A 26,946-nucleotide genomic window follows, 5' to 3' on the forward strand; every position below is an offset into this window, starting at 1 on the left:
TTTATGTAAGGCACTTACTAATAAATTACAGTATCTGGCAATAAAATTTTATGCTCATAGCTCTATCACTCTTTTGTTACTCGGGCTAAAACTATCCCGCTGACAGAGGCTGCACCACTTGTTTTAAGCACCCGAGCACATGCATCTAATGTTGCACCCGTGGTAAAGACATCATCAATCAAAACAACATGTTTACCGCGAACCTCATCTTGGTACTTGTGGTTTAATTCAAATGCATTGCGTACATTACGCCAGCGCCCTGACATGGAAAACTGTCCTTGAGAAGATGTGTTTTTTGTTCGGCGGAGTAAATTCGGCATATATCTTTTACGATGAACACGCGCAACACGCTGTGCCAATAGTGCAGATTGATTATATCTTCGCCTCAATAAGCGTCTTCGATGTAACGGCACAGGTACAACGAAGTCAGATTTATCTAATATGCCCGTTCCGCAAGATGACAGCCACTGTGTAAAAAGAGCAACGAAATGCGTTTTATCGGCATGTTTAAAGCCGATAATCATATCCTTACTATGTTCATCATAAACCAAAGCCGCTCTGCATTGATCAAAACTTTTGGGCATCTGAAGGCATGCACCACAAAGCAAGCCATCTCCAGAAGACAGCTCAAAGGGGTAACCACAGGACCTACAGCACGCATCGGAAATAAACGTCAAATCCTTCCAGCACGCCGAGCAGATCCCCGTATTATCCCAAATGGCCTCATCACAGTTCCCGCAAACAGGCGGGAACAGGTAATTTACGCCCTTGGTAAAAAGATCTGGCACCAATTCTTTCATCATACGCATATTGCCATGCTAATTGATCTGGTCATCAAGAAGCAATCTGCTATAACCAGAAAATTATCTCGCGTTTATTGGGTTCCAGCATGACTGATATCTATATTTTCGATCGTAAATCTGTAAACCAGCACCATAGACGCGCCCAAAAGGAAATTGACACCCATGACTTCCTTTTCCGAGAAATCGCTGATCGGCTGGGAGACAGACTCATGGATATTGCCCGTGACTTCCCCAAAGCGTTGGACCTGGGGTCAAACCATACGATTCTAAAAGAAACTCTTGGCTCCAGAGGCGGAATACAAAACTTCGCATCCGCTAAATTCCGATCAGAAGAGCCTTCCTTATCTTCGGAAAGCCCCCCTACGGGAACAAAAGAGATCGAAATATCAGCAGAAATATTACCTCCGGCTCCACACACCTATGATCTGATTATCAGCAACCTTTGCCTTCATTGGGTTAACGACTTACCTGGCATTCTTTTACAAGCACATCAATGCCTGAAAACTGACGGCTTATTCATTGCTTCTATGATTGGGGGTGAAACCCTTAAAGAGCTACGCACATGCCTTATGGAAGCTGAAATGGAAGTAGAAGGTGGGGTAAGTCCCAGGGTATCACCGCTTATTGATGTCAAAGATGCAGGTGCTCTCCTCCAGAGAGCGGGGTTTGCTTTACCTGTTTCAGATTTTGATCGCATTGAGGTCAGTTATGCCAACGCATTTGATTTAATGAAAGAACTCAGAGGTATGGGCGAAACCAATGCTATTCATAACAGAAGAAAATCATTCACCCGCAGGGAAACACTCTTAAAAGCCGCTCAACGTTATCAGGAAAAATTTTCTGATTCAGAAGGACGAATTAATACTACTTTTGATGTCGTTTACCTTGCTGGTTGGGCACCACACATGTCCCAGCAACAACCGTTAAGACCCGGTAGTGCAACAGAACGTCTTTCAGACTTCCTAGATACGGAAGAAACCAAGATTAATTAAAGGGATTTTTTTATTAAATAGCTTTCCCACAAAACACTAGGCTGTGTCAGACTGATCAGAAGCAGCCGCATTTCGAAAATATATCAAAATATAAACCCGGATTGCCGCAGTCAGCGCAGAGTCTTCCTTGGCCTCATCAATCTGAGTACACAGTTCACCGATCGGACAATTCTCGCGCACGCAAATTTCAAAAAGCGCCTCCCACATATCCGGTTCCAAACGCAAAGAGGTTCTCCGCCCCTTCAGCGTTATATTTCGGTTTACTAATGTTGACATCAACCCCAATTGCGCCCGTGTTTTACACTTGGACGCACCCCACAATAAAAAGCCTGTTATTCCCCTCGCGCTCCAAAAATCAGACTTATTAATCAATTAGTAAGACTCGTCATTGGAACTACAGCACCAAAGCTTATAGTAAATCCCGTAACAATGCCACCAATGGCTCATCAGCTGGCGGCATTGGATAATCCCGTAATCGAACGGGTCGAACCCACGTAAATTCCTGCCCTTCAAGGGCGGTAACATTCCCTTCCCAGATACGACATACAAACAAGGGCATCAACAAGTGAAAATCATCGTAACTATGCGATGCAAAGGCGATAGGCGCAAGACAGGATGACCGTGTATCAATGCCTAATTCTTCCTTTAGCTCCCGTACGAGGGCTTGTTCCGGGGTTTCACCTGGGTCAACTTTCCCCCCCGGAAATTCCCATAAACCAGCCATCGATTTACCTTTAGGACGCTGCGCAAGTAGTACGCGGCCGTCACTATCAACCAACGCAGCAGCCGCGACCAGAACAATAGGTTTCGCCGCTTGGTCCCGCTTTTCAGCGGCCCAACACCCCTGTTCTTCTTCAGAAGAGTTCATAAGTTTATCCTGGAATTTTTATCTTATTATCAAATCACGATTAACTGCGATAATCAGCATTGATTTCTATGTAGCCGTGCGTCAAATCACAGGTCCAAACAGTTGCCTGCCCATCGGCAATACCAATATCAACAGCGATAGAAATTTCCTGGCCCTTCATGTGTTTGGCAACAGGAGCCTCGTCAAAGCCATCAACCCGTTGACCATCTTTGGCAATCGTAACCCCGCCCATGGCAATGGAGAGTTTATCACGATCAGCCCGCTCACCAGACTTACCAACAGCCATAACAACCCGGCCCCAGTTGGCGTCTTCTCCGGCAACTGCTGTCTTGACCAAAGGCGAATTTGCAATAGCTAATCCCACTCGACGGGCAGCTTGATCCGTTTCAGCACCGGTCACTTCAATGGCGACAAACTTGCTTGCCCCCTCACCGTCCCGAACAACCTGATGCGCTAGATCTATCAGTACTGTATTTAAAGCTCGAATAAAGTCAGTAAGCTCTGGCGCATTAATATCATTATAGATCGTATTTCCAGCTTTTCCTGTCGCACAAAGAAGTACCGTATCGCTGGTAGAGGTATCACTATCAACCGTAATTGAGTTAAAGGACAAGTCCGCACCGCTCGAGATTAAATTCTGAATCATCGCCTGGGACAAGGCCGCATCTGTGGCGACAAAACTGAGCATTGTGGCCATATCAGGGGCAATCATCCCTGATCCTTTGGCAATACCATTAATTGTGACCGTTTTCCCATCAATCTGAGTTGTGATTGTGGCCCCTTTGGCAAAAGTGTCTGTCGTCATAATGGCTTCGGCGGCGTCTTGCCAGCTATCGGGACGCAGACCCGTTTTCAAATCACCTAGGGCTGATGTTATTTTCTCATCAGCCAGTGGCTCACCAATCACACCGGTCGAAGCTACAAAAACAGAATTTTCAGGACAATCTAATTCCCTGGCAGTTGCTTCGACCGTTCGCCCAACAGATGCTTTACCCAAGCGCCCCGTAAAAGCGTTTGCATTGCCAGAGTTCACGACGATCGCTCTGGCTTCTCCAAATTTCAAATGATCACGGCAGCATTCAACTGGCGCTGAACAGGTCAGCGAACGGGTTAAAACTCCGCCAATTGTCGTTCCTTTGTCAAAGCTCATCAAAAGAACATCGGCACGTCCTTTATACTTCACGCCACAAGCTTTTGTTGAGAGTGACACGCCATTTATTTCTGGCATTTCCGGAAAACCCGCGGGGGCGAGTGGAGATTTTTGCAATTCCATAAAACAAATCCTACCTATTCACAGCCAGATTCCAACAGCCATTAAAAAGCCCGGTAAAACCGGGCTTTTTTCATCATTCGCTGGCAGGTTTTTCTTCGCCCTCTGGCTTTTCTTCACCTTCTGCCGGCGCGGCTTCTTCAGCCTTAGCACCAATTATTTCAATCTCTACCCCATTTTTGAGGTTCTCGACAATACCTTCATAGGCACTTCTTGAAAGTTCAGAACGAAGCTGACCATCTAGCTGCTCTTTTTTGGGTTGTTCAGAATCGCGCTCTGCATCAACCTTAATAACATGCCAACCAAATCTGGTCTGTACCGGGGCAGCAGAATGTTCCCCAACTTTCATACCAAAAGCAGCATCAGAGAAAGGTTTAACCATCTGCTCAGCCTGAAAGAAACCAAGATCACCGCCACCAGGACCACTTGGGCCAGTAGAATGTTCTTTGGCCAAAGCCGCAAAATCAGCACCGTCGTCCAACTGTTTGATCAAGTCTTTTCCAGTTTCTTCTTTTTCGACAAGAATATGGCGGGCAGACACTTCTCGAACCGGTGGATTCTCCGTCAAATAATCCTGATAGGCTTTTTCAACAGCTTCATCAGTAACTTCTTTTTCAAGAGCTCTGTTCAAGAAGATTTCGACAAGAATTCTCTCTTTAACTTCACTAACACGTTTTTGAACTTCGGGATCATTGCCCAAACCACTCGTCGTAGCTTCTTTTGTAATCAATTTAAGGTCAACGACCTGGCCAACGAGTTCTGGTAAAATAAGCTCGATCTGTTCCTGAGGAATATTTGGAATGCTTTCTGCAAACTTCACGACCTCTGAACGGCGAATTTCAATATCACCGACTTTGGCCATAATCGGATCATCCGCAGCAGGAGCATCTGATACTACCTCAGCAGCCTGATCACCACCAAGGAAAGGTAGCGTTCCCCCTTTTATTCCATAGGAATAACCAGCATACGCTGCACCAGCAAGAGCAACGATACCGACAAGAGGAAAAATAATCTGTTTCGCAGACATCTAAAGATAACTCCTTATTTATATCATTTAGAGAATTATGGCTTTTTGACCATTCTCTTTTAATCGATCAGCACCAAATCCCATGACTGTGTCAAGAGAAAGGCAATATGTTCATTTTTAATTAGTTAGCGAGGGAAAACGGATATATCCGCATCTTGTCTTAAATCCCGCACCATCCGTGCAACCAACTCGCGACTGATTTGGTCTCTAATTTCAGACCTCATGGATTCAAAGGTTGGCTGTTTTACATCCCGCTTATCTTCCAACTGAATAACATGCCAGCCAAATTCAGTGGCTACTGGTGCTTTTGTGTAGGTTCCCGGTGCCAGAGAAAAAGCAGCCGATGCAAAGTTTGGATCCATATCCTTTTGCTTGAACCACCCCAAATCACCACCTTTATCAGCCGAAGGGCCTTTGGAGAATTTTTTTGCCAACAGATGAAATTCCGCACCATTATCCAAAGCGATAACCAAAGCGAGCGCTTCATTACGTGTTTCAACCAGAATATGACGCGCCCGGATTTCTGCATTGACAATATTCTCTCTCAGCAAAGAAAAATATCTGTCCTTAAGCATACTCTCAGTGATCATTTCTCCTAGCTGCTCTTCTAGATAGGCATCGCGGATAATTTTTTCCTCTGCAATGGCCAGCTTCCTTTTTACATCTTCCTTTTCATCCATATCCGCATCGGCACCAGCGTGCGCCAAAAGCTTCAGATCAATGGCACGATCCAGAAGTATAGGAAACATTGTTTCCAACTGTCCTTGATATTGCTCGGGCAATTTTTTAGCTGCCTGCGTTATGTCCTGCCAATAAATCTCATCACCTTCGACAACAGCTACGACAGGATTTTCTCGATCCAGACGATCCAATTCGCTTTCCGTTTTGCTCGGGGCGACTTCAGGGGGTTCGTTCGGCGCTATCTGGGTATTTTCCAGATCCTCAACGCTTTTGGAATTTGTATTTTCAGAAGTTGGTGTGGTTGACAGATTTTCTACGACGATACCATTTGCAGGGGTATTTTCGGGCTGCTTATCGACTTCTTCTGTAAATCCGGGCGGCGGGGCCAGCCCTTCTCTTTCCTGCCCCGGGACGACTTCAACCTCAGGGGTTTCCGTCTCTGGGGTATCGGGCACAGACTCCACAACAACAGGTTCTGTTGTCTTTGTCTCGATAACACTGTCATCAACAGAGTTTGTATTTTCTTCAGGTGAAGGATCAGAAATAGTGTCCGTCTCTTCTTCTGTGACGTTTTCTTCCTTTGGCAATGTTTCTTCGTCATCACTATCACCAAAAAGAAACTTCAAAAGCTTGCCACCACTTTCGCGTTGTTCTTCTTTCCATTCGTCTTCATAGCCTTGTTGCGCATTACTATCTTGCGCAAAACCAACCGCTACCAATAGAGTAGATAAGATAATGACTTGGCGGAAATTCATTTAAGCTCTGGCTCCAGCTCAGAAGAAATAAAAAAAGTTTATCCTTACTACAACAAAGTCACTACAACCTAAAGCAAGTATCACGGAAATAAACACATTCAATAAAATCAAGCAATCAAGGTAGGCTCCGTTCGTTATTTTATACTTACTGAATCCAGCTTCACATTGACATCCGCCAGCCTGCGCCCTATGTCTCACATTGACTTTTTATAATCAAATCTTGAACTGCGTTTTCACGCAAGGGGTACTCTATGCTCGGCGCGCTTGTGAAGCGGATGTTTGGCTCTGCCAATGACCGCTACCTTAAAGGCCTTAACTCTATTGTCCTCTCAATCAATAGCTTTGAATCAAAGCTTGAGACGCTATCTGACGATGATCTCAAAGGACAGACAGAGAATTTTCGTAATCGCCTAAAGCAAGGAGAAACACTCGACGATATTCTTCCGGAAGCTTTTGCAACAGTCCGTGAAGCATCTCGTAGAACCCTTGGGTTGAGACACTTTGACGTTCAAATGATGGGCGGCATTGTCCTTCATCGTGGCATGATCAGTGAGATGGCGACAGGTGAAGGTAAAACACTTGTTGCGACCTTACCTGTTTATCTAAACGCGATTGAAGGCAAGGGTGTCCACGTCGTTACCGTCAACGATTACCTTGCAAAGCGTGATGCAGAATGGATGGGCCAGATTTATCGTTTCTTAGGCCTGACTGTTGGTTGTGTATTCCCTGGTCAAGGCGAAGAAGAACGAGCTTTTGCTTATACTTGTGACATTACCTATGCCACGAACAATGAACTCGGGTTTGATTATCTTCGCGACAATATGAAGTTCGAAATCGACCAGATGGTTCAAAGAGAATTTAACTATGCGATTGTCGATGAAGTAGATTCAATCCTCATTGATGAAGCTAGGACCCCGCTTATTATCTCTGGCCCTGCAGAAAACTCATCAGAGAGCTATATTACCATAAACAAATATGTTCCCTTCTTAACCGAAGAGCATTACGAACTTGATGAAAAAACGCGCTCAGTAACTTTGACTGACGAAGGCGTTGACTTCATAGAGAAAAAACTCATGGATGATGGGGTTATGCAAGGTTCTCTCTATGAAATAGAGAACGTCAGCACACTTCACCACATCAATCAGGCCCTCAAAGCGCATAAGCTATTCCAGCGCGATAAAGATTACATCGTCAAAGACAATAAAGTCGTTATCATTGACGAATTCACGGGCCGTATGATGGAAGGGCGTCGCTTCTCAGAAGGCCTTCATCAGGCGCTTGAGGCGAAAGAAAATGCTGAAATTCAAAACGAAAATCAGACGTTAGCATCGATCACCTTCCAAAACTACTTCCGACTTTATCCCAAGTTGGCTGGGATGACGGGTACAGCAATGACCGAAGCCGAAGAATTTTCGGCGATCTATGGGCTAGACGTTATTTCCATGACGACCAACTTGCCTTGTATTCGTATTGACCACGATGACGAAGTCTATCGTACAGGTCAGGAACGTGATGCCGCGATTATCAAGCAGATCAAAGAATGTCATGAGCGTCAACAACCAGTTCTTGTTGGTACGGTAACGATTGAAAAATCAGAATATCTTGCCGCTCTTCTCAAGAAAGAGAAGATTGAGCACAAGGTTCTAAACGCCCGTTATCACGAACAAGAAGCGATGATTGTTGCTCAGGCGGGTTCACCCGGCGCAGTAACAATTGCCACGAACATGGCGGGTCGCGGAACAGACATTAAACTCGGCGGTAACGAGGAAATGCGCATAGAGCATGAAACCCTCGGCATTTCTGATGATGCACAAAAGCAAGCGAAAGTGGCAGAAATTGTGGCTGAAGTAGCTGCCAACAAAGAAATTGTGAACAAGGCTGGTGGCCTGTTTATGATTGGTAGTGAACGCCATGAAAGCCGACGTATCGACAACCAGCTTCGGGGACGTTCAGGCCGTCAGTCTGACCCTGGCGCATCCAAATTCTTCCTCAGCCTCGAAGATGATCTGATGCGTATCTTTGGATCTGAGCGTATGGATTCAATGCTCCAGAAGCTTGGCCTAGAAGATGGCGAAGCAATTATTCATCCATGGGTGAATAAAGCACTGGAAAAAGCACAGAAAAAAGTCGAAGCCAGAAACTTTGAAATTCGTAAAAACATCCTCAAGTTTGATGATGTGATGAATGACCAGCGTAAGGTTATTTACGAACAACGCAAAGAAGTGATGTCTGCAGAAGAAGTCAAAGACACTGTGGCTTCCATGCGCCATGAAGTTCTTGAAGACCTGGTAACACGTACAATCCCAGCCAATGCCTATTCAGAACAATGGGAATTGGACAGCCTGCACGAAGAGTGCGTACGCCTTGTTGCCATGGATCTGCCCGTTAAAGACTGGGCCGAAGAAGAAGGCATTGCCGATCAGGAAATTCTGGACCGTATTCTTCAAGCCAGTAACGAGAAAATGGCCGCCAAGACTGCGAATTATGGCCCAGAGGTTATGCGTTCTCTGGAGAAACAATTGCTGCTTATGGTTCTCGACAAGCAGTGGAAAGAGCATCTGCTGTCACTTGATCATCTAAAACAAGCTGTTGGTCTTCGTGCATACGGACAAAAAAATCCGCTGGATGAATACAAGCGTGAAGCTTTTGAAATGTTCGAGAGCATGCTCGATTCCGTACGTGACGAGCTCACAATGCTTATGCATCGTTTCGAACTACAGACGCCTGAAGATGCAACCGTTCCGCGCCAAGAACAGGAAATGCACGAGTCTCGGCAAGACCCGGCAGTACAACAAGCTGGCGCAACAACCGTACAAGCCAAAGAGTTTGATCAAAACGATCCGTCAACTTGGGGTAAAACCAGCCGTAATGCTCCCTGCCCTTGTGGATCAGGCAAAAAATATAAACATTGCCACGGAAAGCTTAGCTAAAATCAGTTAGTAGATTTTCCGATTTTTTTACACAATAAAGGCGGCTCTATGGCCGCCTTTATTATTTTCGATGGGTACCTAACATCTAAGGGCCTGACCCTAGGCAGGATTAGAAGATCAGAACTTCCCGTCGTAAGATTCACGTTCAATATGAGCCGCGATCAATGTGAATTTGTCGCCTTCAAATGCTGAACTCAGTGCCGTTTGTAACTCGTTACGATTTCGAGCATTAATACCAATTCCGCCCATGGCATCAGCCAACGCGGCAAAATCAGTTCCACCGAAATCTACAGCAAGGTTTTCCCTGCCGCTTCCACGTTGCTTCAATTCTATCAACGCAAGCGATGCATCCACAAAGACAACAACAACAACTGGGAGCTTCAAATCCCTGAGCGTCGATAACTCACCAAGGATCATCTCTAGCCCTGCATCACCCGTAAAGGCTACGACGGGTAAATCTGGTGACGCGACTTTGGCCCCCATAGCCAAGGGCAAAGCACAGCCCATCGTGCACAAACCACTGGATTGAATAAGCGTATGCGGCTCGCGACAGATCCATTGCTGACTTTGCAAAATTCTATGTGCCCCGGAATCCACAGATGCAAGCCCATGATCAGGCAAAGCCTTACGCACTTCATCAACAATCGCAGATGGGCCCCATTCTTCATCCTTGGGGAATGCAGCGCAGATATCTTCTTTTGCCTTTGCAAAGTCACCGTTACGCCAAATAGCTCCAAGCTCTAATCCTTGGTCCAATACCTGTAGCGCAGGCGCTAAGGAACCAACAAAAGTACAGCTAGCCCGATGCATACCATGCAGATTTGGCTCAAGGGTAAATTCTGCAACAAACTGTTTTTCTGGTTGCCAAACATCCTGCCAACCGTGGCGCATTTCGATGGGATCATAGCCGATCAGCAAAATACAATCACTTTTCTCAATCAGAGGCAGGACTGTTTTATCTGCTTTTGGGGAGAGTCCTGCGCCACCAAGAGAAAGGGAGTGATCATCGGGAACAACCCCTTTCGCTTTGTAGGTCGCAACAGATGGGATCCCATGCTTAAGAAGGAAATTTTTTACTACCGCTTCACAGCCCTCACTAAGAATCTCCAAACCTAAAATAGCCAAAGGCCTTTCAGCCTTGGACAAGCGTTTTCTCAGATCGACAAAGTCATCGCTCTCGGCTGGGGCTGTTGGCAAATACTTTGGTTGCCATAGCTTTGGTGCAGCATCCTGAAGCTTTGCTGCCAAAGAAATCGGCACATCAATATGCACAGGCCCGGGACGCCCCGACTGTGCCAAAGACAAAGCTTTATCGATAACGCGGTCCACCGCACCGTCAACGAGGGTAAAACTACCCTTCACCACAGGCTCCAACGCCTTACCATGATCAAAAACCTGGTGCGTGTAGCTTGCCATATCATACTCATCGACCCGGCCTGTTAGAAAGATCAACGGGACCCGATCCTGATGCGCATTGGCAATAACGTTGTAGGCATTTGCCATTCCCGGTCCGAGCGTCGCAAAAAGAACCCCCGGTGCCCCCGTGCGATGATAAGTTCCCTCGGCCATAAAGCCCGCACCGTTTTCATGCTTGGTTAGTACAATCTCGAGCCCGGCCCGATCAAGTGCATGCATAACACTTAGAACTTCACCGCCCGGAATACCGAATGCATGGCGACACCCGGCATCAAAAAGACGTTGGGCAAGAATATCAGCGGTGGTCAAGCTCATCTCGGCTTCTTTCAAATTAGTCAATTACACACAATATTAATCCCTCGCCCACAGAGCGAGTTACTTAAAACCAAATATTTCTCAGCCCCAATCACCCAGCCTTTTAACGCTTGATTTAACGTTCAGGGCTATGTTCAACAACAGAACGAATATCATCTATGGAAGATTTATCAGAAGAACGGGCCAAATATCCATCCCTTGTCTGCGGAAATTTACGATTTAGCAAATCAGAAGCGATCACGTTTCTGAGAACCTGTGCCGTTCCACCGCCGATGGTAAACATGCGTGCATCACGAACCATGCGCTCAACCGGGTTGCGTCTTGAATACCCCGCAGCACCATGCATTTGCAGAGCATTATTTGTCACCGTAACAGCCATTTCTGATGTGAAGAGCTTTGCTTGTGCCGCTTTGGTTTTATCCGGAAACCCATCGCCAGAAACAGCTTCATTGATTAAAGCTCTTGCCGCGCTGATTTGAACCGACATATCGGCCAGCATCCACTGTAACCCCTGAAACTCGCAGATCGGGCGACCAAACTGTTCCCGTTTTTGGATGAAATCTTCTGCCTGTTCATAGGCCCCAACCGCAATGCCAAGTGCAACCGCCGCTGCCCCCACACGTTGCCCGTTATAAGCCGTCATCAAATCACCAAACCCCTTTCGAAGACCAGAAGGAGGCTGAAGCATCATGTCAGATGGAACGTGTAAGTCTTTCAAATGAACTTCGGTTTCTGGTATTCCCCGCAATCCCATTGTTGGTTCACGCCGTCCAATGGATAGCCCTTCAGCACCGGGTTCCCCCCGGACGACAAGAAAACCAGCTATTCCCTGTGGCTCGTCATTTTCATAAACCCGTGCAAAAATAAGATGTAATCGTGAAACACCCCCACCAGTAATCCAGTGTTTTATTCCGTTCAGGACATAACCATTCCCGACTTTATCAGCACGAGTTGTCATTTCCGTGGCCGCAGAACCGCTTTCTGGCTCAGTAATACAAATAGCAGGTTTATCACCATCAAGAACTAATTCAGCCGCGAACTTTTTTTGCTTTTCCGTGCCATAGGCCATGATAGCCCCAATGGCCCCCATGTTGGCTTCGACAGCGATACGTCCGGTCACACCACAAACTTTGGCAACTTCTTCGACCAAGACAACAGCCTCCCGATACCCAGCCCCGGCACCACCGTAAGCCTTGGGGATTGTCATCCCCATAAAGCCAGCATCCCGTAAAGCAAAGCAATTTTCCCAAGGATACATCTCGGCAGAATCAATCGACGCAGCCCGAGGCGCAAAAACGTCCTGCGCAAGACTTCTGGCGCGCTGTCGGATGTCTTCAATGGTGAACAGACGAGATTTCTCTGTTTTATCAGAAACTTTAGAAGTATCTAGTCGATCAAGATCAGCAAGCATTTGGTCTCTCCATCTGGTCTCTCGGGGCAAAAGGCATGGTCTCTTCATTGGCTTTATTATCTCGCGCTTGCTTTCTTCAAATCAAACGAATTAAAATAACTTCTTACTTCAATTATTTTGATGTTATTTTATGGGTATTCGCCAACTTCGTACTTTAATAGAGATTGCCGAAACTGGTAGCTTTCAAGCTGCGGCAGAAAAGCTGGGTTTAACCCATTCAGCAATCAGCATGCAGATCAAATCGCTAGAGGACGAACTGCAGACTGAGCTTTTTGACCGGACCCGCCGCCCACCTGACCTAAACCCGACCGGTATTCGGTTACTAGTCAAAGCGCAGGAAATTATCAATCTGTATGATTCTCTATCCGAAGCAGGATCAAAAGCGGGAGATTTATCCGGCCTCTTACGCTTGGGTGCCATTCCCAGTGCAACATCATCCTTCTTGCCAGAGGTTCTTGCTCAGCTCGGTCAGGAACATCCACGTTTAAATGTGCGATTAGAAAGTGGATTGAGCACAGAACTAACGCGCGAACTTATACAGGGAAAGCTGGACTGCATCATCATCACAGAAGCCCAGCGTCTAGACGAAGCACTGAAGGTAACAAAACTCAGGGAAGAACGCCTTGTTGTCATAGCCCAAAAAAATAGTGGAAACGAAAAAATCTCTAGAACAAAAGATGGTGATATCGCGCTCTTAAGCCAGCTCCCCTTTGTACGCTTCAATCACCTGACAGGCGTCGGTCGCGTTATTGAGCAAAGCCTTAAAAACAGAGGTGCAAATTTGAGAGAAGCCATGGAACTTGATTCTCTTGAAGCAATCCAACGCATGGTCGCCAAAGGTTTGGGCGCTGCAATTGTGCCCGAAAACAGTCTCGAAGATAGACCCAATCTTTTGGTTCGCCCCTTTGGTAAACCGACGACGACACGAACAGTTTCACTCGTTGAAAAACATCGCGGACAGCGCCCCGATCTTACTGGGCTTCTAGCGACCACACTCAAAGACGTATTACACAGCTAAATCACTCAAAAAACGGCACCACGCCATTCTAATAAATGGACCTACTAGAACAAAGAATTGGCTCTATCCTGCGATGTGTAATCACATGTTCAAAAGATTACATCAGGAAAGATGAAATAAAGCGCGACTTACGCGTATGGAGCCAAAGAAAATGTCCTTGGATACAACATCCACTGCAACAAACCTGCAGACCAAACCCAGTGTTTGTCCCCTAGACTGCCCGGATACCTGTAGCCTGTCTGTCGTCACAGACGGCAAACATATCATTCAGGTACGCGGTTCAAATGCCAACCCCTATACAGCTGGTGCCATATGCAAGAAAGTCTCAAATTACTATCCTGATTTCATTCATGGCGAACGTCGCTTAATGCAGCCTCTCTTACGAACAGGCCCCAGAGGGTCATTGGAATATAAAGCCATCAGCTGGGAAGAAGCCCTTGATCGCGTATATGACGGTTTGACTTCTGCCATTGAAAAACATGGTCCTCAATCCGTGCTTCCCTTTAACTACGCTGGCCCTCATGGGCAATTAGCTGGCGGATCAATGGACTTTCGTTTTTTTCATAAATTAGGCGCAACCCAACTCGACAGAGGTCCCCTCTGTGGGGCTGTGCGGGGAACCGCCTATACCAGTTTATTCGGGGATGCCCCCGGCATGGAACCAGAACAGGCCGTTAAATCTGACCTGATTGTTGTGGCGAGCAATAACGTAACGGTTTCAAATCTTCATTTAGCGCGGATAATCAAAACGGCTAAAAAGAATGGCGCAAAATTGATCGTCATTGATCCCAAAAGGGTAAAGATTTCTGATCAGGCTGATCTCTATATTCAGATTAAACCCGGCACAGATATTGTTCTCTTTTTGGCACTGGCTGCTGAGTTAGAAAAGCGTTCCGCGCTCGATACCGAATTTATTGACCGTTGGATATATGGCATCGAAGAATACCTGAACGCCGCCCAGAAATACTCTTTGGAAGATGCTGCAAAGATTTGCGAAATCCCCCCGGAACAGATTCAAGAATTCCTGAGCATCTATACCGCTGCAAAAAATGTTTCCATGTCGGTTGGAAATGGAGCAGAACGCGGACATTCCGGTGGATCTTCTATTCGTGCAGCTATGGCACTTCAGGCTATCACTGGTAATATGGGACGGTCCGGGGCTGGTATCATTGCCAAACAAGGCCTCGCGTTCCCTGCGACAACAGCCAAGCTCAGACGTCCGGACCTTATGCCAGAAGAAACAAGAATGCTGAACATCGTCGATGTTGCCAAGCACATCCTCGACGATAGTCTGGCTCCCCCTATCAAAGCCGTCTTTATCTATAACCACAATCCGGTTTGTACCCATCCGGACCAAAACAGAATGCGTCGTGCCCTCAACCGAGAAGATGTCTTTATCGTTGGTTGCGATGTCGAGATGAACGACAGCATGGCCTATGCTGACGTTATTTTACCCGCCTCAAGCCATTTCGAATTCCCAGATATCTATGCTGCTTATGGCCAAGCCCATCTGCAAAGAGCTGAACCTGTTATTCCAACCGTGGGTAACTCCCTGCCCAATACCGAAATTTTCCGCCGATTGGCTACCCGCTTTGGATTTGATGATGATCTGTTTAAAGCGGACGATTACCAACTGATGGATGAAGCCTATGATCCCAAGGCACCACAGATGAAGGGGCTTCGCCCCAGTGAAGTCCCTCTTGATCGTTCTTTGCCCATGCTGGCAGACGATGATCAGGAACTTATCATGTGCCAAACCGTTTTTCCGGCAACAAAATCTGGCAAAATAGAGCTTTATTCTGAAGATATGGAACAACAGTTCGGGTATGGCCTTCCGCGCTATGAAGAAGTTGCACGGGACCTTCCCTTTGCCTTGATCTCCCCCTCATCAAGCAAGCGGACAAATGCAACCTTTGGCGGGCACAAAGAATCAATAGGCATAGAACAATTGGAAATCCACCCACAAGATGCTCAGACAAAGGGCATTTCTGACAATACAAAGGTCAAAGTATGGAATGCTTTGGGAGAAGTTATTCTTCTGGCCAAGATCACCGAAAAGGTCAAACCCGGTGTTTTCTACTCACCGAAGGGGACTTGGTTAAAATCCAGCGATTCAAATCAAACAGTTAATGCTTTGATCAATTCCGAGACAAGAACTGATATTATGTCAGGTGCCTGTTACAATGACACATTCGTTGATATTGCTCCGGCTTGAGAATGCTCTATCTTTGAATTTCTACCACGCATAAAAAAGGCCGCTGAAAAGCGGCCTTTCCACATAACTTTGTGACAAAGATTAGAGACCTTTTTGTCCCATCTCCAAGAACTTGTCCCGACGCTTCTGACGAAGCTCTGCCCCCCCAAATTGGGATAGCTCTTGCAAATACCTTTCAATACTATCACCTAATGCAGTCATGCATACATCTTTGGCACGATGTGCACCGCCCATTGGCTCTGCAATGATTTCATCGATCACACCAAGCGTTTTCAGGTCTTGAGCCGTCAAACGAAGAGCTTCCGCAGCTTCTTTTGCTTGATCACCAGAACGCCAAAGAATAGAAGCACAGCCTTCAGGCGAGATCACAGAATAAATTGAATGCTCTAGCATCAACACGGTATTCGCGGCAGCTAACGCAATCGCCCCACCCGATCCGCCTTCGCCAATAACAGCAGAAACAAGGGGTACTTTGATCGCAAGGCATTTTTCGATACTGCGCGCAATCGCTTCGGATTGACCGCGTTCTTCAGCACCTACACCCGGATAGGCACCAGCCGTATCAACCAACGTAATGACAGGCAGGTCAAAGCGCTCTGCCATATCCATCAAACGCTGTGCTTTACGGTAACCTTCGGGACGCGCCATGCCAAAGTTGTGCTTCACACGACTGTGCATGTCAGCACCTTTTTCCTGACCAATCACCACAACGGATTGACCACGGAAACGACCTAAACCACCCAGAATGGCAAAATCTTCGGCAAACGCTCGATCCCCGGCCAAGGGTGTATAATCTTCGATTAGCGCCTCGATATAGTCCTTGCAATGCGGACGATCAGGGTGGCGCGCGACAAGCGTTTTTTGCCAAGGGCTCAGCTTTGCGTATGTTTGTCGCAACAGCTTATCAGCCTTAGCTTCCAGTTTGGAAACTTCTTCAGCAATGTTTACATCACTGCTGCTGTCAGATAGGTGCCGCAGGCCTTCAATCTTACCAGCAAGCTCAGCAATCGGTTTTTCGAAATCTAGGAAATTTTGCATAAGGCGTTGTCTATCATATCGTGAAAATCAGTCAACAAATATAGTCGTGCATAGTACCTTTCAAGCGCACAATTTCAAGTTCTAGCTTTATTGCCCCTAATCCAATTAGTACAAAATATCTCTACGCGGCAAAATAAAGGCCGCCTTCTTCGAAGCCGACCTTTATCCAAAGTCAAATTTTGTTATGACCACTAACTTGCAGAATTCGCGTCTGCTAGCGCAATTTCTTCTGCTTTCTCAACCATCACACTTGCCTGACGAATAGAGGCAATGTCTATCAACCGCCCATCCAGAGAAACGGCGCCTTTGCCTTCGCGTTGCGCCTGATCCATCGCTTCGAGAATACGATTGGCTTTTTTCACCTCCGCTTCCGATGGGCTGTTAACTTCGTTCGCGATGCCAATTTGATTGGGATGGATCGCCCATTTCCCTTCACAGCCCAAAATTGTCGCTCTGTTCGCCTGGGCGCGATACCCTTCTGGATCTGAAAAATCCCCAAAAGGACCATCAATGGCGCGAAGACCGTTCGCACGTGCAGCAACAACTATACGCGCAATCGCATAATGCCACATATCTCCCCAATGAAAATCTCTTGGTGTATCACCATCAACGTCTGTTAAAACACCATACATTGGGTTCGGACCACCGATACCAGTCGTTCTGGCTTTCGTTGATGCTGCATAGTCCGCAACACCAAAATGCAAGCTCTCATTTCGTTTCGAAGCGGCCGCTATTTCGTGGATATTCTGCATACCCAAAGCCGTTTCGATAATCATTTCAAAGCCAACAGTTTTTTTACGACGCTTTGCTGTCTCAACCTGCGTACACAACATATCAAGTGCGTAAATATCAGACGCGGTTCCCACCTTGGGAATCATGAACAGATCCAGCCTGTCGCCAGCCTGTTCCAGCACATCAATCACATCCCGATACATATAAGGCGTATCCAAGCCATTAACACGGACTGATAACGTTTTACTTCCCCAGTCGATATCATTTATGGCTTCAATAACATTCTTACGCGCCTGTTCCTTATCATCAGGGGCCACCGCATCTTCCAAATCTAAAAAAATGACATCTGCTTTGGATGCAGCTGCTTTTTCAAACAGTACAGGATTGCTTCCTGGTACCGCGAGTTCGCTACGATTTAAACGTGGAGTGGTTTCTTCTGGAATTGTAAAGCTCATGTTTTGCTCCCTAGGGTTTCGGTTAGCTTTTTGAAAACAGCTAACTCTTATTGTGCACCGCAACATAAACTGTGACCTCACAAACTAATTCTGTCAACCTTGAGGGGAAACTTGAGAAAGAAGAATTTGTGCGCGTAACAAAAATGAGTACAAGAACCACGCAGCCCACCAAGGCCGGAAGCTATCCCTGAAACTATGAAAATTTCATTTTATTAAAAGATCAAGGTTTTGAAGACAGGGGGTGCTTTTCAAACACAAGCTTCTGCAGACGCTCTTGTAAAACATGCGTATAGATCTGTGTTGTCGAAATATCAGAATGCCCCAGCATTTTCTGAACAGATCTCAAATCAGCGCCGTTTTCCAATAAATGGGTCGCAAAAGCATGCCGCAAAACATGAGGAGAAACCTTCGACGGCATAATCCCACTCTTTATGGCCAGCTCTTTTAAAAGTTGGCCGACACGATGACGGGTCAAATAGCCACTTTTCCCTCGGGAAGGGAAAACCCATCCCGTATCTTTGGCCTTATCCCGTTCCAGATTGGGTAGAAAGTTATCACGCACAAGAAGGTAACGATCCAGCGCTTCACGAGCTTGGGGACTAAGAGGTACAAGCCGCTCTTTATTTCCTTTGCCCATCACGGTCAGAATACGCGGGTCACGCTGTGTTTGGGATACCTTCAAAGATACGAGCTCACTAACCCGCATCCCAGTTGCATATAGCAATTCAATTAACGCACAAAGCCGCAAACCTTCATCTGTATGGTTTTCCTGCGCAGCTTTTAGAAGAGCGCCAGTATCATCAACAGAAAGAAACTTTGGTAAAGACTGTGCCATACGCGGCGTACCAATTTCTGCAACAGGATTGTCTTGCCTTATATCTTCTTCCATAAGAAATAGATAAAACTGCTTCAAAGAAGACAGATGCCGCGCTTGCGTTCGTGCGCTGAGGCCCTCTGCAGTTAAGTCAGCCAAATAGGTGCGAATATCCGATGCCTCAACGTCGACAAGATCTTTACGAATGCTCGACAAAAAATCGTCAAACCGTTCCAGATCGCGCTCGTATGCTTCTAAGGTATTTTGACTGGCGCCGCGTTCAGCAGACATCATCTCTAAAAAGATAGAGATTCTGGATGCAGCGGACATCAGGCACCAGCCATCAATTAAATACCACTAAGAACAGTTGCTTCAATTGCCAACGAACGGGCTTCGTCTTGTAAACCAACGGAATACAGCGCTTCCACAACACCACCAAGGGCAAGACTATGTGTATCACCTGGTCCTTCTTCGCCCAAAATGATAAGGCTAAGCAAAACAACCTCGGCCAAACGTCCACCGTTTTGTGCGTCTTTCAGAGCATAAAGCAGGGCTGCTGATGGAGCCAAACCAGGTGACGCAATTTCTAACGAAGCAAGCTCGCCCCAACTCAGGCGCGTGTTTTCACCCAGTGCCTGCATACATGAACGTAACATCACCAATTGTTGGTTCAGAACTTCCGGGCCAATGCCACTCTGTGCAGAAGCCCATCCCTTCAGAGTACCGTATCTTTCGCCGCCTTCCATACCGGAAAGACGTGCATAGGGCCAAAGGGCCGTCAGATTTGCAGCTGCGGTCTCTTCGCTCAACATATATTGACGCGCCAAAAGCAACCAAGCATCAGCCCGTTCACGCTGTCCCGCCAGATAGAGTGTTCGTCCGGCTGGCAAAGCAAACCAGGTCAAATCAGAAGAATGCGGAATTTCAGAGACCAGGTCTGCGATGACTCGTGACATCAGGAAACTGGTTCCATCTTTGCCGGCCTGATCCAGTGCTGCTTTGACAATCTCGGCTCTTGCCGCAGGAACGGCCTGTAGCTGGGAAGCTTGTAAGAACAAGGCGCGCAAAGCTGGCCCTTCGCGATTTATCTGACCACCGACAACAGCATCAATTTCTTCTGGTTCAAAGGCATAGCCACTATACAGATTAACAAGTTCATCAGATGACAAAACACCACTAGTGACAGCAGCTTCCGCAGCATAAACCCGTCGTTCCAGCGGATAGCCTTCGTCATGGATCAAAGCGTTCCGAACACCTGGGTTGAGAAAATTATCCAATTCCTCAGAAAGTTGTGAGCCTGAAAGTGTCGCCAACGCCCAGTGAATAGGCTCAACTCGTCCAGCACTTTTCCCGGAAAACTTGATATTTGCACCAGATGCCGCAAGGGCAAGTTCTTCAAAAAGAGGATCCGCTTCCTCGCCCGTCTCTCTTAGAAGGTCCAGACTCAATAGAGCCTGATCAACTTGTTTTTGCAGGAAGTGGCAATAAACCATGCCACGTATCCAGTAACTGTCCTTACCAGTCGCGGACATGCCCTGAATCACCTGACAAGCATCTCCGTTTTTCCCCGTCATCAACAAGCTATCACTTCGATACCGAGCCTGTTGCTCGTTATCGGAACGTGTTGGGATTCGCTGGAACAGATTATCGAGGTCAGTATAGGCACCCAGTTCTGCAAGCTTTTCCAAACGGAGTGACAAAAGGCTTTGCTCACTCTGCAAGGGTTTATCATCCAATGGCCGTCCGGCACTTGATAGTAAAAGCCGCTTAGCAAGATCGTTTCCAACAGCAGAACTGTAGCTGACAGGCATTTGCTTAATCAGGGAAAAAACATCCTGTAAGGAGCTTTGTCGCCACATATCATAGCCAAGACCACCTTGCTCTGGACTAAGAGTTCCAATGCTATCTAAATCCAGACCACCAAGGCTATTAACCTGTATTCCACCAGAACTAATCGGTGTGCTCTCTACAACAGGTGAAGCAGGAGCCTTGATCAGAGGTTCTCCCGTTACTGATGAGTTCGGTGTCGGTTGCTGCGGAATTAATTGCGTCTGGGCATACGCTGATGCCCCTACCCCGATAGACAGTGCCGCGACGGAAAGCCTTAACGCAGTTCCCGCAAGGACTGATTTAGACAGCTTAAAGGACATGTTAATTTGTGAGGCGATCATTAGGAATGACCTTTTCCACGTTTGCAGAAGGCGCGGGAATATCCCACGTCAAAAGGAAAACTCCTCCTGCGAGTAAAGCACCGATCAGGATAACAAAGACAAAAAGGCCGAATTTCTTCATGGAGCGTAAGCTTCACTCTATCTGTTTGGGTCAATAAATTATTCATACCACCATATATCTATCAGCAGAGTATGGCGAGATTGGGACAGTCTAAAACCCGGTTTTGCTTCTGTAAACAACCTGTTGAGATACGGAGGCTTTTATTTGGGCCTTAGCATACAGATAACCCCTCTGTATGCCCATCTACTGTCAAAATTTGCCCGGATATTTTGCTTCCCTTTGGTGAAGACGCAAAGAGTATCATATTTGCGATATCTTCGGGGGAGACAAAAGTTCTCATCGACGTCTGTTTTTCGAACTGTTCGCGGACAACATCCACAGAAACACCTTGGCTTTGTGCAGACGCTTCAATTACCCGATCCATTCGTGACCCGGATACAGAACCAGGTGCTACGGCATTAACCCGTATACCAAAGGGCCCAAGCTCCATCGCCATCGTTTTAGTAATGCCAACAACAGCCCACTTCGCAGCCGCATAAGGCGTCCGATAAGGAAAGCCAAATAATCCCCCGGTAGAAGATAAATTAAATATTGCCCCGCTTTTTTGCTTTTTCATCACGGGAATAGCTTCACGAGAAAAGAGAAATTGCGAATCAATATTCACAGAAATACATTTTTGCCACGCACCATAATCCAGATTTTCAAGTTCACCTGTCTGACCGGCTGTGCCAACATTATTCACCAACACATCCAAGCCATTGAAATTAGCCTTTAGATCGTCAAACAAACTTTTAACGCCTTGCTCATCCGTAACATCAAGAAGGCTTTTTGTTAACGTTCCTATTTTCTCGGAACGTCCCTCAAAACAAAAGCTATCTAAAGCCTCTTGATCAATATCACAAATATGAACATCAGCCCCTTCACACAAGAAAGCTTCTGCCATAGCTCGGCCAAGTCCAGCACCCCCAGCAGTAATCAGCACACGATACCCATGAAGATTCAGGTCCATCTCTCAAGTCCCTCTACATTCTATTTCAATAGATAATCCTAGAGACTCAGAAAGAAATCACCATACATATTGGCTGCATTTAAATACCAAATGCGTCAGAATAAGACACATGACTTTCAGTTTGATTGTGAGAGTTTAGCCCCCGCCCTCACCTATTGATTCAACCACAAACTGAGCCATTGCCCGCGCCGAACAAGCACGACTTGAATACGCAGCCACATAGGTACTTAAACCTGGATGAGATCTTAGCTCATAATCGCTTCTGAGTGCACAAACCACCATTTTTCCCTTGGTTATATGGATCAGTTGGTTCAAACGTTCTTTTTGGAAATCAACATCGTAATCCATACCGGGAAGAGGATAATCCTCGCTTACAGCAAGAATAATATCACCCTCATCAAAATGTACTTTACCAATAAGATAATCCTGAAGGTCCGTTTCTGATAAAAACTCAATATCGGCAGAAGAGTCTCTGAGTTCTTCACAAAATACATCAAAAGCGGCCTGAGGATCATTCGGCCCAATGCCACGCGTATTTACCACCATTTTATGTGCCTCGGCACCACTAAGGCCAATCAACTTTACCTTCCCCTTAAGTGGCAGTAGATCGTCCCGATCACGAACAACGCGAATGGCCTTCTCTGCGGCGCGACCCGCAACGTCTTGATGACGCTCTGTTAAGACATCATCAGAACCCTTGTTACGAAGATTTTCATTCCTAGCAAGTTGAAGCCTCAAGCTAAATATTCTTTCCAGAGCATTTTCAACGACATCAAGCGCTAAATCCTCTTTGTTAACGGCCTGTATCACGCCATCAATGGTCGCCATTTGTTTGGCAACATAGTTGGATGCATCGTGCTCGTAGTGCTCTTCAGACAGCATGACAATATCGCACCCCGCTTTCAGGGCCAGAATTGCGGATTCAGCTGGGTCATAATTTTTCCGCATCCCCCACATATTCATACTGTCAGTGACAATCACGCCCTCAAACCCCATTCTCTTCCGCAGCAAATCATGCATGATTTTTCGGGAAAGGGTCGCAGGATAATCTGGATCAATCTGCGGAAAATTAATGTGAGACGTCATGATCATAGGCAACCCGGCATCAATACCAACCTGGAAAGGAACAAGGTCTTGATCTAACAAATATGCCATACTTCTATCGACCGTTGGTAACAAGCGATGACTGTCTTCACCTGTATCCCCATGTCCGGGAAAATGTTTCCCGCAACAAACAATATGATTGCTCAAAGCCCCTTCAACAGCGGCTTTCACATGTCGGGAAACCTTATCTCTATCTTCCCCGAACGAACGGGTTCCAATAATCGGGTTATCAGGATTACTATTGATATCAGAACAAGGGGACAAAATGACGTTATAGCCACACGCCATCATTTCTTGTGCGTATATCCCGTACATATCGCGTGTTAAAGTCGTATCATCAGCAGATCCCAGGGCAAGATTTCCCGGCCCTGTTGTGGTCTCAGAAACAGCAACACCCCATGCTCCCTCTTGATCCACACCAAGAATCAGCGGTAAATCAAATTTTGTAGAACGCGCAGATTCTTGAAGGGCTTCCGTCAGATTTTTTGCTTCTGATATAGTCTCGGCATTATCTTGAGAAATATAGAACCCGGATACAAAACGTTGCTGAACAAGCTCTTTTGCATAGGACAAATCTTTGCCACCGAAAGCCAACATAAAAAGCTGACCGACCTTTTGTTCCAACGTAAGCTTCGCTATTAACCCACGCGCTTCCGCACGTGCATTTTCCATTACACCCATTGTTCTTTTACCTTCTATTTTGGTAATTAGACGACGCCAATTACCTTGCGTGATTTTGCTTTAAATGTTCACCACGCAGCTTTGACCAAAACTGGATCAAGCCGCACGCTTAGCCCCGGTGATAAGCCCGACGAGATCATCTGGCGTTATATCGTCAATCCTAACATCTGCAGCGGCACGACCATGACGCAAAACAACCGCACGGTGGCAAACTTCCATGACATGCTGAATGTTATGACTAATCAACAACACAGCAATTCCCTGAGAACTGATCAGCTTAATCAAATTATTCACCTGCGCCGCCTGCTCGACCCCCAGTGCGGCGGTGGGCTCATCCATAATGACAATATCGGCCCCCCAATTCACCGCTCGAGCAATGGACACAGCCTGTCGCTGTCCACCAGACAGATTTTTGATTTCTTCACTGAAAGACGGAATACGAGAATTAAGGCGCTTCAGGGCAATTTCACTTTGCCTGTTCATCTCCTTATGATCCAACCATCCGAAAAACTTCAGAACAGGATTGGATGAAAGAATTTCGCGGTTTAGAAACAAATTCTTGGAAACATCAAAATTTGGAATAACAGCCAAGTCCTGAAATACGGTCTCAATCCCTTGATCTCTAGCATCTTGCGGGGATTTTATATCAACCTCGTGACCGTTTATAATAATCTCTCCGCTATCTTGGGGGTGCACCCCGGATATACAGCGAACCAATGTCGATTTACCTGCGCCGTTATCCCCTAAAAGGCCAACCACTTCACCTTTCAGGATCGAAAAGCTCACCCCTTTCAAGGCTTGCACACCACCAAAGGATTTATGAATTTCTCTGACTTCAAGCGCAGTATCCGGCACATGATATTCAGCAGTCATTTTCTGTCCTCCTTCACACCAATAGCAACGGCAACGATCAGAATAAGCCCTCTGGCAATAATCTGTTCGTTTGTAGAGAAGCCCCACAAAATAAGACCGTTATTAATTACGCCCATGAGCCAAGAACCAACCACAGCACCTGCGACAGATGCACGCCCACCAAAAAGACTTGTACCGCCAATTGCTACCGCGGCAATAACAGTAAGGAGATCCGCTTCACCAAGGCTGTATCTTGCACCGTGTAACCGCCCAGCATAAAGCATCCCCGCCATTGCCGCCGCTCCACCTGCAATGACCATTGCTGTAATTTTCACCTTAACAACATTAATGCCCAAAGCACGCGATGCCGTTGGATTTCCGCCGACAGCCAATAGATGGCTGCCAAACCTAGTTTTCGACAGGAAAACCCATCCCAGCACAAGCGCCAATAGTGTCCAAATGAACATGACAGATATCGGCCCCAAACTTCCCGAGCCAAAAACAAATGTGAAGGTATCATTGGTAACCGGGATTGATTCCAGATTGGTGATCACACGAGCAACACCTGAAATTACCCCCATTGAACCAAGCGTGATTAATAAGGACGAAACTTTAAGCCATTCTGTTAGAACGCCGTTAATCAAGCCCACCAGCATTCCGGCACACAGACCTGCAAAAACAGCAAATGGCCATGGCACCACATCAACCAGCAAACTACAGACAAGAGCTGAGAGAGCGACAACTGACCCAACAGAAAGATCAATATGCCCAACGGCCAACGCGAATGTCATCCCCACAGCCATAACAGTAATGGGTGTCGTCTGCCGTATGATGTTCATAAAATTTGGTGTGGATAAAAAGGCTGTATCAGCAAGGACGATAGCAAAAAAAGCAATCACAAGTATTAGTGCGTAATAAACAAAATATTCGCGATTAAGGATTCTATGAAACACCGCAGATCGGGTTTCAGACAGTAAAGTCATGTCAGCACCTTGGTCAATTCCGTAAGTTCTCTTTGTGCTCACCGAAAGGAAAGCAAAAGCTTAGCAAATCGCAAACAAAAAAGAGAGGAATGGGCAATGTTTCCATCCCCCATTCCCCAGAGGATAAGTCAGAATAAGTGATCGTAAAGCAGAAGTATAACGACCTTACTACTTAAGAGCTTCACTCAGTTTTTCCGGGATAGGCCGACGTAAAGATTTTTCCCACGTAATCGCCAAGTTTTCTTTCGTCACCTTATCATACCCAACAACAGAAAATGCAGGTGATTCTTTATCCAAAAGCCCATAAACGCCAAGCATTGCCATGGCTTGACCTATCTCAAAGGGTCTGTCAGCAACCGTGCCATACATATTCCCCTTCTTTATCATATCTAGCGCATTATTTTGCCCCAAATCGTGTGTAATTACTTTTACGTCACGACGACCTTGTGCGCGCAAAGCTTCAATAACGCCCTCGGCAGCAACATCCCAAGCAACATAAATCCCCTTCAGGTCCGGGTTCTGAAGAATCATCGCTGAAGCCAGTTCAAAGGTCTGTCCTTCTTCAGTAAACCCCTTTTCAGAGACAATTTTTATGTCCTTGTGCTTTTCCTGAATGGCTGTTCGAAAGGCATTATCACGATTATTCGTTATAAAGTAGCTAGCATCATGATAAATAAAACCAATATTTCCTTCACCGCCTATCCCATCGCTCATCATTTCAGCTGCGGCAACACCCATACCGTACATGTCATCTGTTACAATACCTGTATACTCGCTATTTGGTTTGTAACCTGCGATAGGGTTTGAAAGCAAAACAAGCTCTGTCCCTTTATCAACAGCGGGTTTGAAGGCGGCCCCACCACTTACCGGGTCAACAACCAATGTCAGAATGATATCAGGGTTCAAAGCCATTACATTCTCAACATCGCTTGCTTGCCTAGCGGAATCAAATTGCGCATCTGTTGTTGCAACAACTTCAATGCCCAGCTCTTCAAACTTTGTCTTAGCACCTTTTGTTACCGCATTCACCCAATCACCAGAAGCATGCCAAACAAGAGCTGCTTTATATTTTTTTCCTTTAACCGCTGCGGCTTCACCTGAACTAAGCGAAATCTCATCCACTGATTGAGCTGCATTTCCATTCGGTCCTTCGGGTGATTTACTTAAATCAATCGTTTCAAGCGGGCCCGCTTGAGCTGTTGAAGCAGCCATTGCAAATCCAGCAGCAATCGCAGTTGTCATTGTTAATTTTTTAAATTTATTGACACCAAGCACGTTAAGACTCCCATTTGTTTTTTTATTTTGTTTGTTTAATCGTAAGTAAAAATATTTATTTGTCAATTAT

The 26,946-nt window shown here is 46.3% G+C and carries 22 protein-coding genes; 4 read left to right on the forward strand and 18 right to left on the reverse strand.

The window, feature by feature from the left end; all coding sequences use genetic code 11:
- Positions 1-65 precede the first annotated feature (65 nt).
- On the reverse strand, positions 66-803 hold the full coding sequence (locus ACN0W5_RS18260) for a ComF family protein (protein WP_417455513.1): 738 nt from the start codon (positions 801-803) through the stop codon (positions 66-68).
- 86 nt (positions 804-889) lie between these two features.
- Here ACN0W5_RS18260 and ACN0W5_RS18265 point away from each other — a divergent pair, with 86 nt between their 5' ends.
- Positions 890-1,795, forward strand: coding sequence for a methyltransferase domain-containing protein (locus tag ACN0W5_RS18265; protein WP_417455514.1), 906 nt, complete (start codon positions 890-892; stop codon positions 1,793-1,795).
- A gap of 36 nt (positions 1,796-1,831) precedes the next feature.
- Here the strand turns inward: ACN0W5_RS18265 and ACN0W5_RS18270 are convergent, their stop codons facing one another.
- The 5 genes from ACN0W5_RS18270 to ACN0W5_RS18290 all read right to left on the reverse strand — a co-directional run bounded on the left by ACN0W5_RS18270 (position 1,832) and on the right by ACN0W5_RS18290 (position 6,396).
- Complete coding sequence (locus ACN0W5_RS18270; protein ID WP_417455515.1) at positions 1,832-2,071, reverse strand: ribbon-helix-helix domain-containing protein; 240 nt, start codon at positions 2,069-2,071, stop codon at positions 1,832-1,834.
- Positions 2,072-2,204: 133 nt separating this feature from the next.
- Positions 2,205-2,663 (reverse strand): 8-oxo-dGTP diphosphatase MutT, encoded by a 459-nt coding sequence (mutT, locus tag ACN0W5_RS18275; RefSeq protein WP_417455516.1) that lies wholly within the window; start codon positions 2,661-2,663, stop codon positions 2,205-2,207.
- 40 nt (positions 2,664-2,703) lie between these two features.
- Entirely contained in the window at positions 2,704-3,936 is a 1,233-nt protein-coding gene (argJ, locus tag ACN0W5_RS18280; protein ID WP_417455517.1) for a bifunctional glutamate N-acetyltransferase/amino-acid acetyltransferase ArgJ, read from the reverse strand.
- Between the two features lie 73 nt (positions 3,937-4,009).
- Positions 4,010-4,960, reverse strand: coding sequence for a peptidylprolyl isomerase (locus ACN0W5_RS18285; RefSeq protein ID WP_417455518.1), 951 nt, complete (start codon positions 4,958-4,960; stop codon positions 4,010-4,012).
- Positions 4,961-5,085: 125 nt separating this feature from the next.
- Positions 5,086-6,396, reverse strand: coding sequence for a peptidylprolyl isomerase (locus ACN0W5_RS18290; protein WP_417455519.1), 1,311 nt, complete (start codon positions 6,394-6,396; stop codon positions 5,086-5,088).
- A 251-nt stretch (positions 6,397-6,647) separates the two neighbouring features.
- Here ACN0W5_RS18290 and secA point away from each other — a divergent pair, with 251 nt between their 5' ends.
- On the forward strand, positions 6,648-9,326 hold the full coding sequence (gene secA, locus ACN0W5_RS18295; protein WP_417455520.1) for a preprotein translocase subunit SecA: 2,679 nt from the start codon (positions 6,648-6,650) through the stop codon (positions 9,324-9,326).
- 117 nt (positions 9,327-9,443) lie between these two features.
- Here the strand turns inward: secA and ACN0W5_RS18300 are convergent, their stop codons facing one another.
- Both ACN0W5_RS18300 and acdA read right to left on the reverse strand, forming a co-directional pair.
- Positions 9,444-11,057, reverse strand: coding sequence for a thiamine pyrophosphate-binding protein (locus ACN0W5_RS18300; RefSeq protein WP_417455521.1), 1,614 nt, complete (start codon positions 11,055-11,057; stop codon positions 9,444-9,446).
- A 115-nt stretch (positions 11,058-11,172) separates the two neighbouring features.
- A complete protein-coding gene (gene acdA / locus ACN0W5_RS18305) occupies positions 11,173-12,468 on the reverse strand; it encodes a 3-sulfinopropanoyl-CoA desulfinase (RefSeq protein ID WP_417455522.1) in 1,296 nt (431 codons plus the stop codon).
- Between the two features lie 130 nt (positions 12,469-12,598).
- Between acdA and ACN0W5_RS18310 the strand changes: the two genes are divergently transcribed.
- Both ACN0W5_RS18310 and ACN0W5_RS18315 read left to right on the forward strand, forming a co-directional pair.
- Positions 12,599-13,486 carry a LysR family transcriptional regulator gene (locus ACN0W5_RS18310; protein WP_417455523.1) on the forward strand — a complete coding sequence of 296 codons (888 nt, stop codon included), beginning with the start codon at positions 12,599-12,601 and terminating at the stop codon, positions 13,484-13,486.
- Positions 13,487-13,637: 151 nt separating this feature from the next.
- Positions 13,638-15,701, forward strand: a complete 2,064-nt coding sequence (locus ACN0W5_RS18315; RefSeq protein WP_417455524.1) for a molybdopterin-containing oxidoreductase family protein — start codon at positions 13,638-13,640, stop codon at positions 15,699-15,701.
- An 81-nt stretch (positions 15,702-15,782) separates the two neighbouring features.
- Here ACN0W5_RS18315 and ACN0W5_RS18320 read toward each other — a convergent pair whose 3' ends face one another.
- The 10 genes from ACN0W5_RS18320 to ACN0W5_RS18365 all read right to left on the reverse strand — a co-directional run bounded on the left by ACN0W5_RS18320 (position 15,783) and on the right by ACN0W5_RS18365 (position 26,876).
- Positions 15,783-16,739 carry an acetyl-CoA carboxylase carboxyltransferase subunit alpha gene (locus tag ACN0W5_RS18320; protein WP_417455525.1) on the reverse strand — a complete coding sequence of 319 codons (957 nt, stop codon included), beginning with the start codon at positions 16,737-16,739 and terminating at the stop codon, positions 15,783-15,785.
- 191 nt (positions 16,740-16,930) lie between these two features.
- The gene (locus ACN0W5_RS18325) at positions 16,931-17,926 is read right to left on the reverse strand and encodes an HpcH/HpaI aldolase/citrate lyase family protein (protein ID WP_417455526.1); all 996 of its coding nucleotides are present in this window, start codon (positions 17,924-17,926) and stop codon (positions 16,931-16,933) included.
- 220 nt (positions 17,927-18,146) lie between these two features.
- Positions 18,147-19,070, reverse strand: a complete 924-nt coding sequence (gene xerD / locus ACN0W5_RS18330) for a site-specific tyrosine recombinase XerD (RefSeq protein WP_417455527.1) — start codon at positions 19,068-19,070, stop codon at positions 18,147-18,149.
- A 17-nt stretch (positions 19,071-19,087) separates the two neighbouring features.
- The gene (locus tag ACN0W5_RS18335) at positions 19,088-20,911 is read right to left on the reverse strand and encodes a hypothetical protein (RefSeq protein ID WP_417455528.1); all 1,824 of its coding nucleotides are present in this window, start codon (positions 20,909-20,911) and stop codon (positions 19,088-19,090) included.
- The gene (locus ACN0W5_RS18340) at positions 20,892-21,032 is read right to left on the reverse strand and encodes a hypothetical protein (RefSeq protein ID WP_299380935.1); all 141 of its coding nucleotides are present in this window, start codon (positions 21,030-21,032) and stop codon (positions 20,892-20,894) included. Before ACN0W5_RS18340 ends, ACN0W5_RS18335 begins: the two co-directional genes overlap by 20 nt.
- A gap of 151 nt (positions 21,033-21,183) precedes the next feature.
- A complete protein-coding gene (locus ACN0W5_RS18345) occupies positions 21,184-21,981 on the reverse strand; it encodes an SDR family oxidoreductase (protein ID WP_417455529.1) in 798 nt (265 codons plus the stop codon).
- Between the two features lie 135 nt (positions 21,982-22,116).
- Positions 22,117-23,766: a glycoside hydrolase family 3 protein gene (locus tag ACN0W5_RS18350; RefSeq protein WP_417455530.1), complete on the reverse strand. Its 1,650-nt coding sequence runs from the start codon at positions 23,764-23,766 to the stop codon at positions 22,117-22,119.
- Positions 23,767-23,862: 96 nt separating this feature from the next.
- Positions 23,863-24,639, reverse strand: coding sequence for an ATP-binding cassette domain-containing protein (locus ACN0W5_RS18355; protein WP_417455531.1), 777 nt, complete (start codon positions 24,637-24,639; stop codon positions 23,863-23,865).
- On the reverse strand, positions 24,636-25,601 hold the full coding sequence (locus tag ACN0W5_RS18360) for an ABC transporter permease (protein WP_417455532.1): 966 nt from the start codon (positions 25,599-25,601) through the stop codon (positions 24,636-24,638). Before ACN0W5_RS18360 ends, ACN0W5_RS18355 begins: the two co-directional genes overlap by 4 nt.
- A 168-nt stretch (positions 25,602-25,769) precedes the next feature.
- The gene (locus tag ACN0W5_RS18365; RefSeq protein ID WP_417455533.1) at positions 25,770-26,876 is read right to left on the reverse strand and encodes a substrate-binding domain-containing protein; all 1,107 of its coding nucleotides are present in this window, start codon (positions 26,874-26,876) and stop codon (positions 25,770-25,772) included.
- Positions 26,877-26,946: the final 70 nt, after the last annotated feature.

The sequence above is a fragment of the Kiloniella sp. genome, assembly GCF_048270245.1.
Classification (GTDB): domain Bacteria; phylum Pseudomonadota; class Alphaproteobacteria; order Kiloniellales; family Kiloniellaceae; genus Kiloniella.

What these genes read in the sequence shown, in the direction of transcription:
- ACN0W5_RS18260 (WP_417455513.1), bottom strand. Translation starts at nt 803, where the DNA reads ATGATGAAAGAATTGGTGCCAGATCTTTTTACCAAGGGCGTAAATTAC.
- ACN0W5_RS18265 (WP_417455514.1), top strand. Translation starts at nt 890, where the DNA reads ATGACTGATATCTATATTTTCGATCGTAAATCTGTAAACCAGCACCAT.
- ACN0W5_RS18270 (WP_417455515.1), bottom strand. Translation starts at nt 2,071, where the DNA reads ATGTCAACATTAGTAAACCGAAATATAACGCTGAAGGGGCGGAGAACC.
- mutT (WP_417455516.1), bottom strand. Translation starts at nt 2,663, where the DNA reads ATGAACTCTTCTGAAGAAGAACAGGGGTGTTGGGCCGCTGAAAAGCGG.
- argJ (WP_417455517.1), bottom strand. Translation starts at nt 3,936, where the DNA reads ATGGAATTGCAAAAATCTCCACTCGCCCCCGCGGGTTTTCCGGAAATG.
- ACN0W5_RS18285 (WP_417455518.1), bottom strand. Translation starts at nt 4,960, where the DNA reads ATGTCTGCGAAACAGATTATTTTTCCTCTTGTCGGTATCGTTGCTCTT.
- ACN0W5_RS18290 (WP_417455519.1), bottom strand. Translation starts at nt 6,396, where the DNA reads ATGAATTTCCGCCAAGTCATTATCTTATCTACTCTATTGGTAGCGGTT.
- secA (WP_417455520.1), top strand. Translation starts at nt 6,648, where the DNA reads ATGCTCGGCGCGCTTGTGAAGCGGATGTTTGGCTCTGCCAATGACCGC.
- ACN0W5_RS18300 (WP_417455521.1), bottom strand. Translation starts at nt 11,057, where the DNA reads ATGAGCTTGACCACCGCTGATATTCTTGCCCAACGTCTTTTTGATGCC.
- acdA (WP_417455522.1), bottom strand. Translation starts at nt 12,468, where the DNA reads ATGCTTGCTGATCTTGATCGACTAGATACTTCTAAAGTTTCTGATAAA.
- ACN0W5_RS18310 (WP_417455523.1), top strand. Translation starts at nt 12,599, where the DNA reads ATGGGTATTCGCCAACTTCGTACTTTAATAGAGATTGCCGAAACTGGT.
- ACN0W5_RS18315 (WP_417455524.1), top strand. Translation starts at nt 13,638, where the DNA reads ATGTCCTTGGATACAACATCCACTGCAACAAACCTGCAGACCAAACCC.
- ACN0W5_RS18320 (WP_417455525.1), bottom strand. Translation starts at nt 16,739, where the DNA reads ATGCAAAATTTCCTAGATTTCGAAAAACCGATTGCTGAGCTTGCTGGT.
- ACN0W5_RS18325 (WP_417455526.1), bottom strand. Translation starts at nt 17,926, where the DNA reads ATGAGCTTTACAATTCCAGAAGAAACCACTCCACGTTTAAATCGTAGC.
- xerD (WP_417455527.1), bottom strand. Translation starts at nt 19,070, where the DNA reads ATGTCCGCTGCATCCAGAATCTCTATCTTTTTAGAGATGATGTCTGCT.
- ACN0W5_RS18335 (WP_417455528.1), bottom strand. Translation starts at nt 20,911, where the DNA reads ATGATCGCCTCACAAATTAACATGTCCTTTAAGCTGTCTAAATCAGTC.
- ACN0W5_RS18340 (WP_299380935.1), bottom strand. Translation starts at nt 21,032, where the DNA reads ATGAAGAAATTCGGCCTTTTTGTCTTTGTTATCCTGATCGGTGCTTTA.
- ACN0W5_RS18345 (WP_417455529.1), bottom strand. Translation starts at nt 21,981, where the DNA reads ATGGACCTGAATCTTCATGGGTATCGTGTGCTGATTACTGCTGGGGGT.
- ACN0W5_RS18350 (WP_417455530.1), bottom strand. Translation starts at nt 23,766, where the DNA reads ATGGGTGTAATGGAAAATGCACGTGCGGAAGCGCGTGGGTTAATAGCG.
- ACN0W5_RS18355 (WP_417455531.1), bottom strand. Translation starts at nt 24,639, where the DNA reads ATGACTGCTGAATATCATGTGCCGGATACTGCGCTTGAAGTCAGAGAA.
- ACN0W5_RS18360 (WP_417455532.1), bottom strand. Translation starts at nt 25,601, where the DNA reads ATGACTTTACTGTCTGAAACCCGATCTGCGGTGTTTCATAGAATCCTT.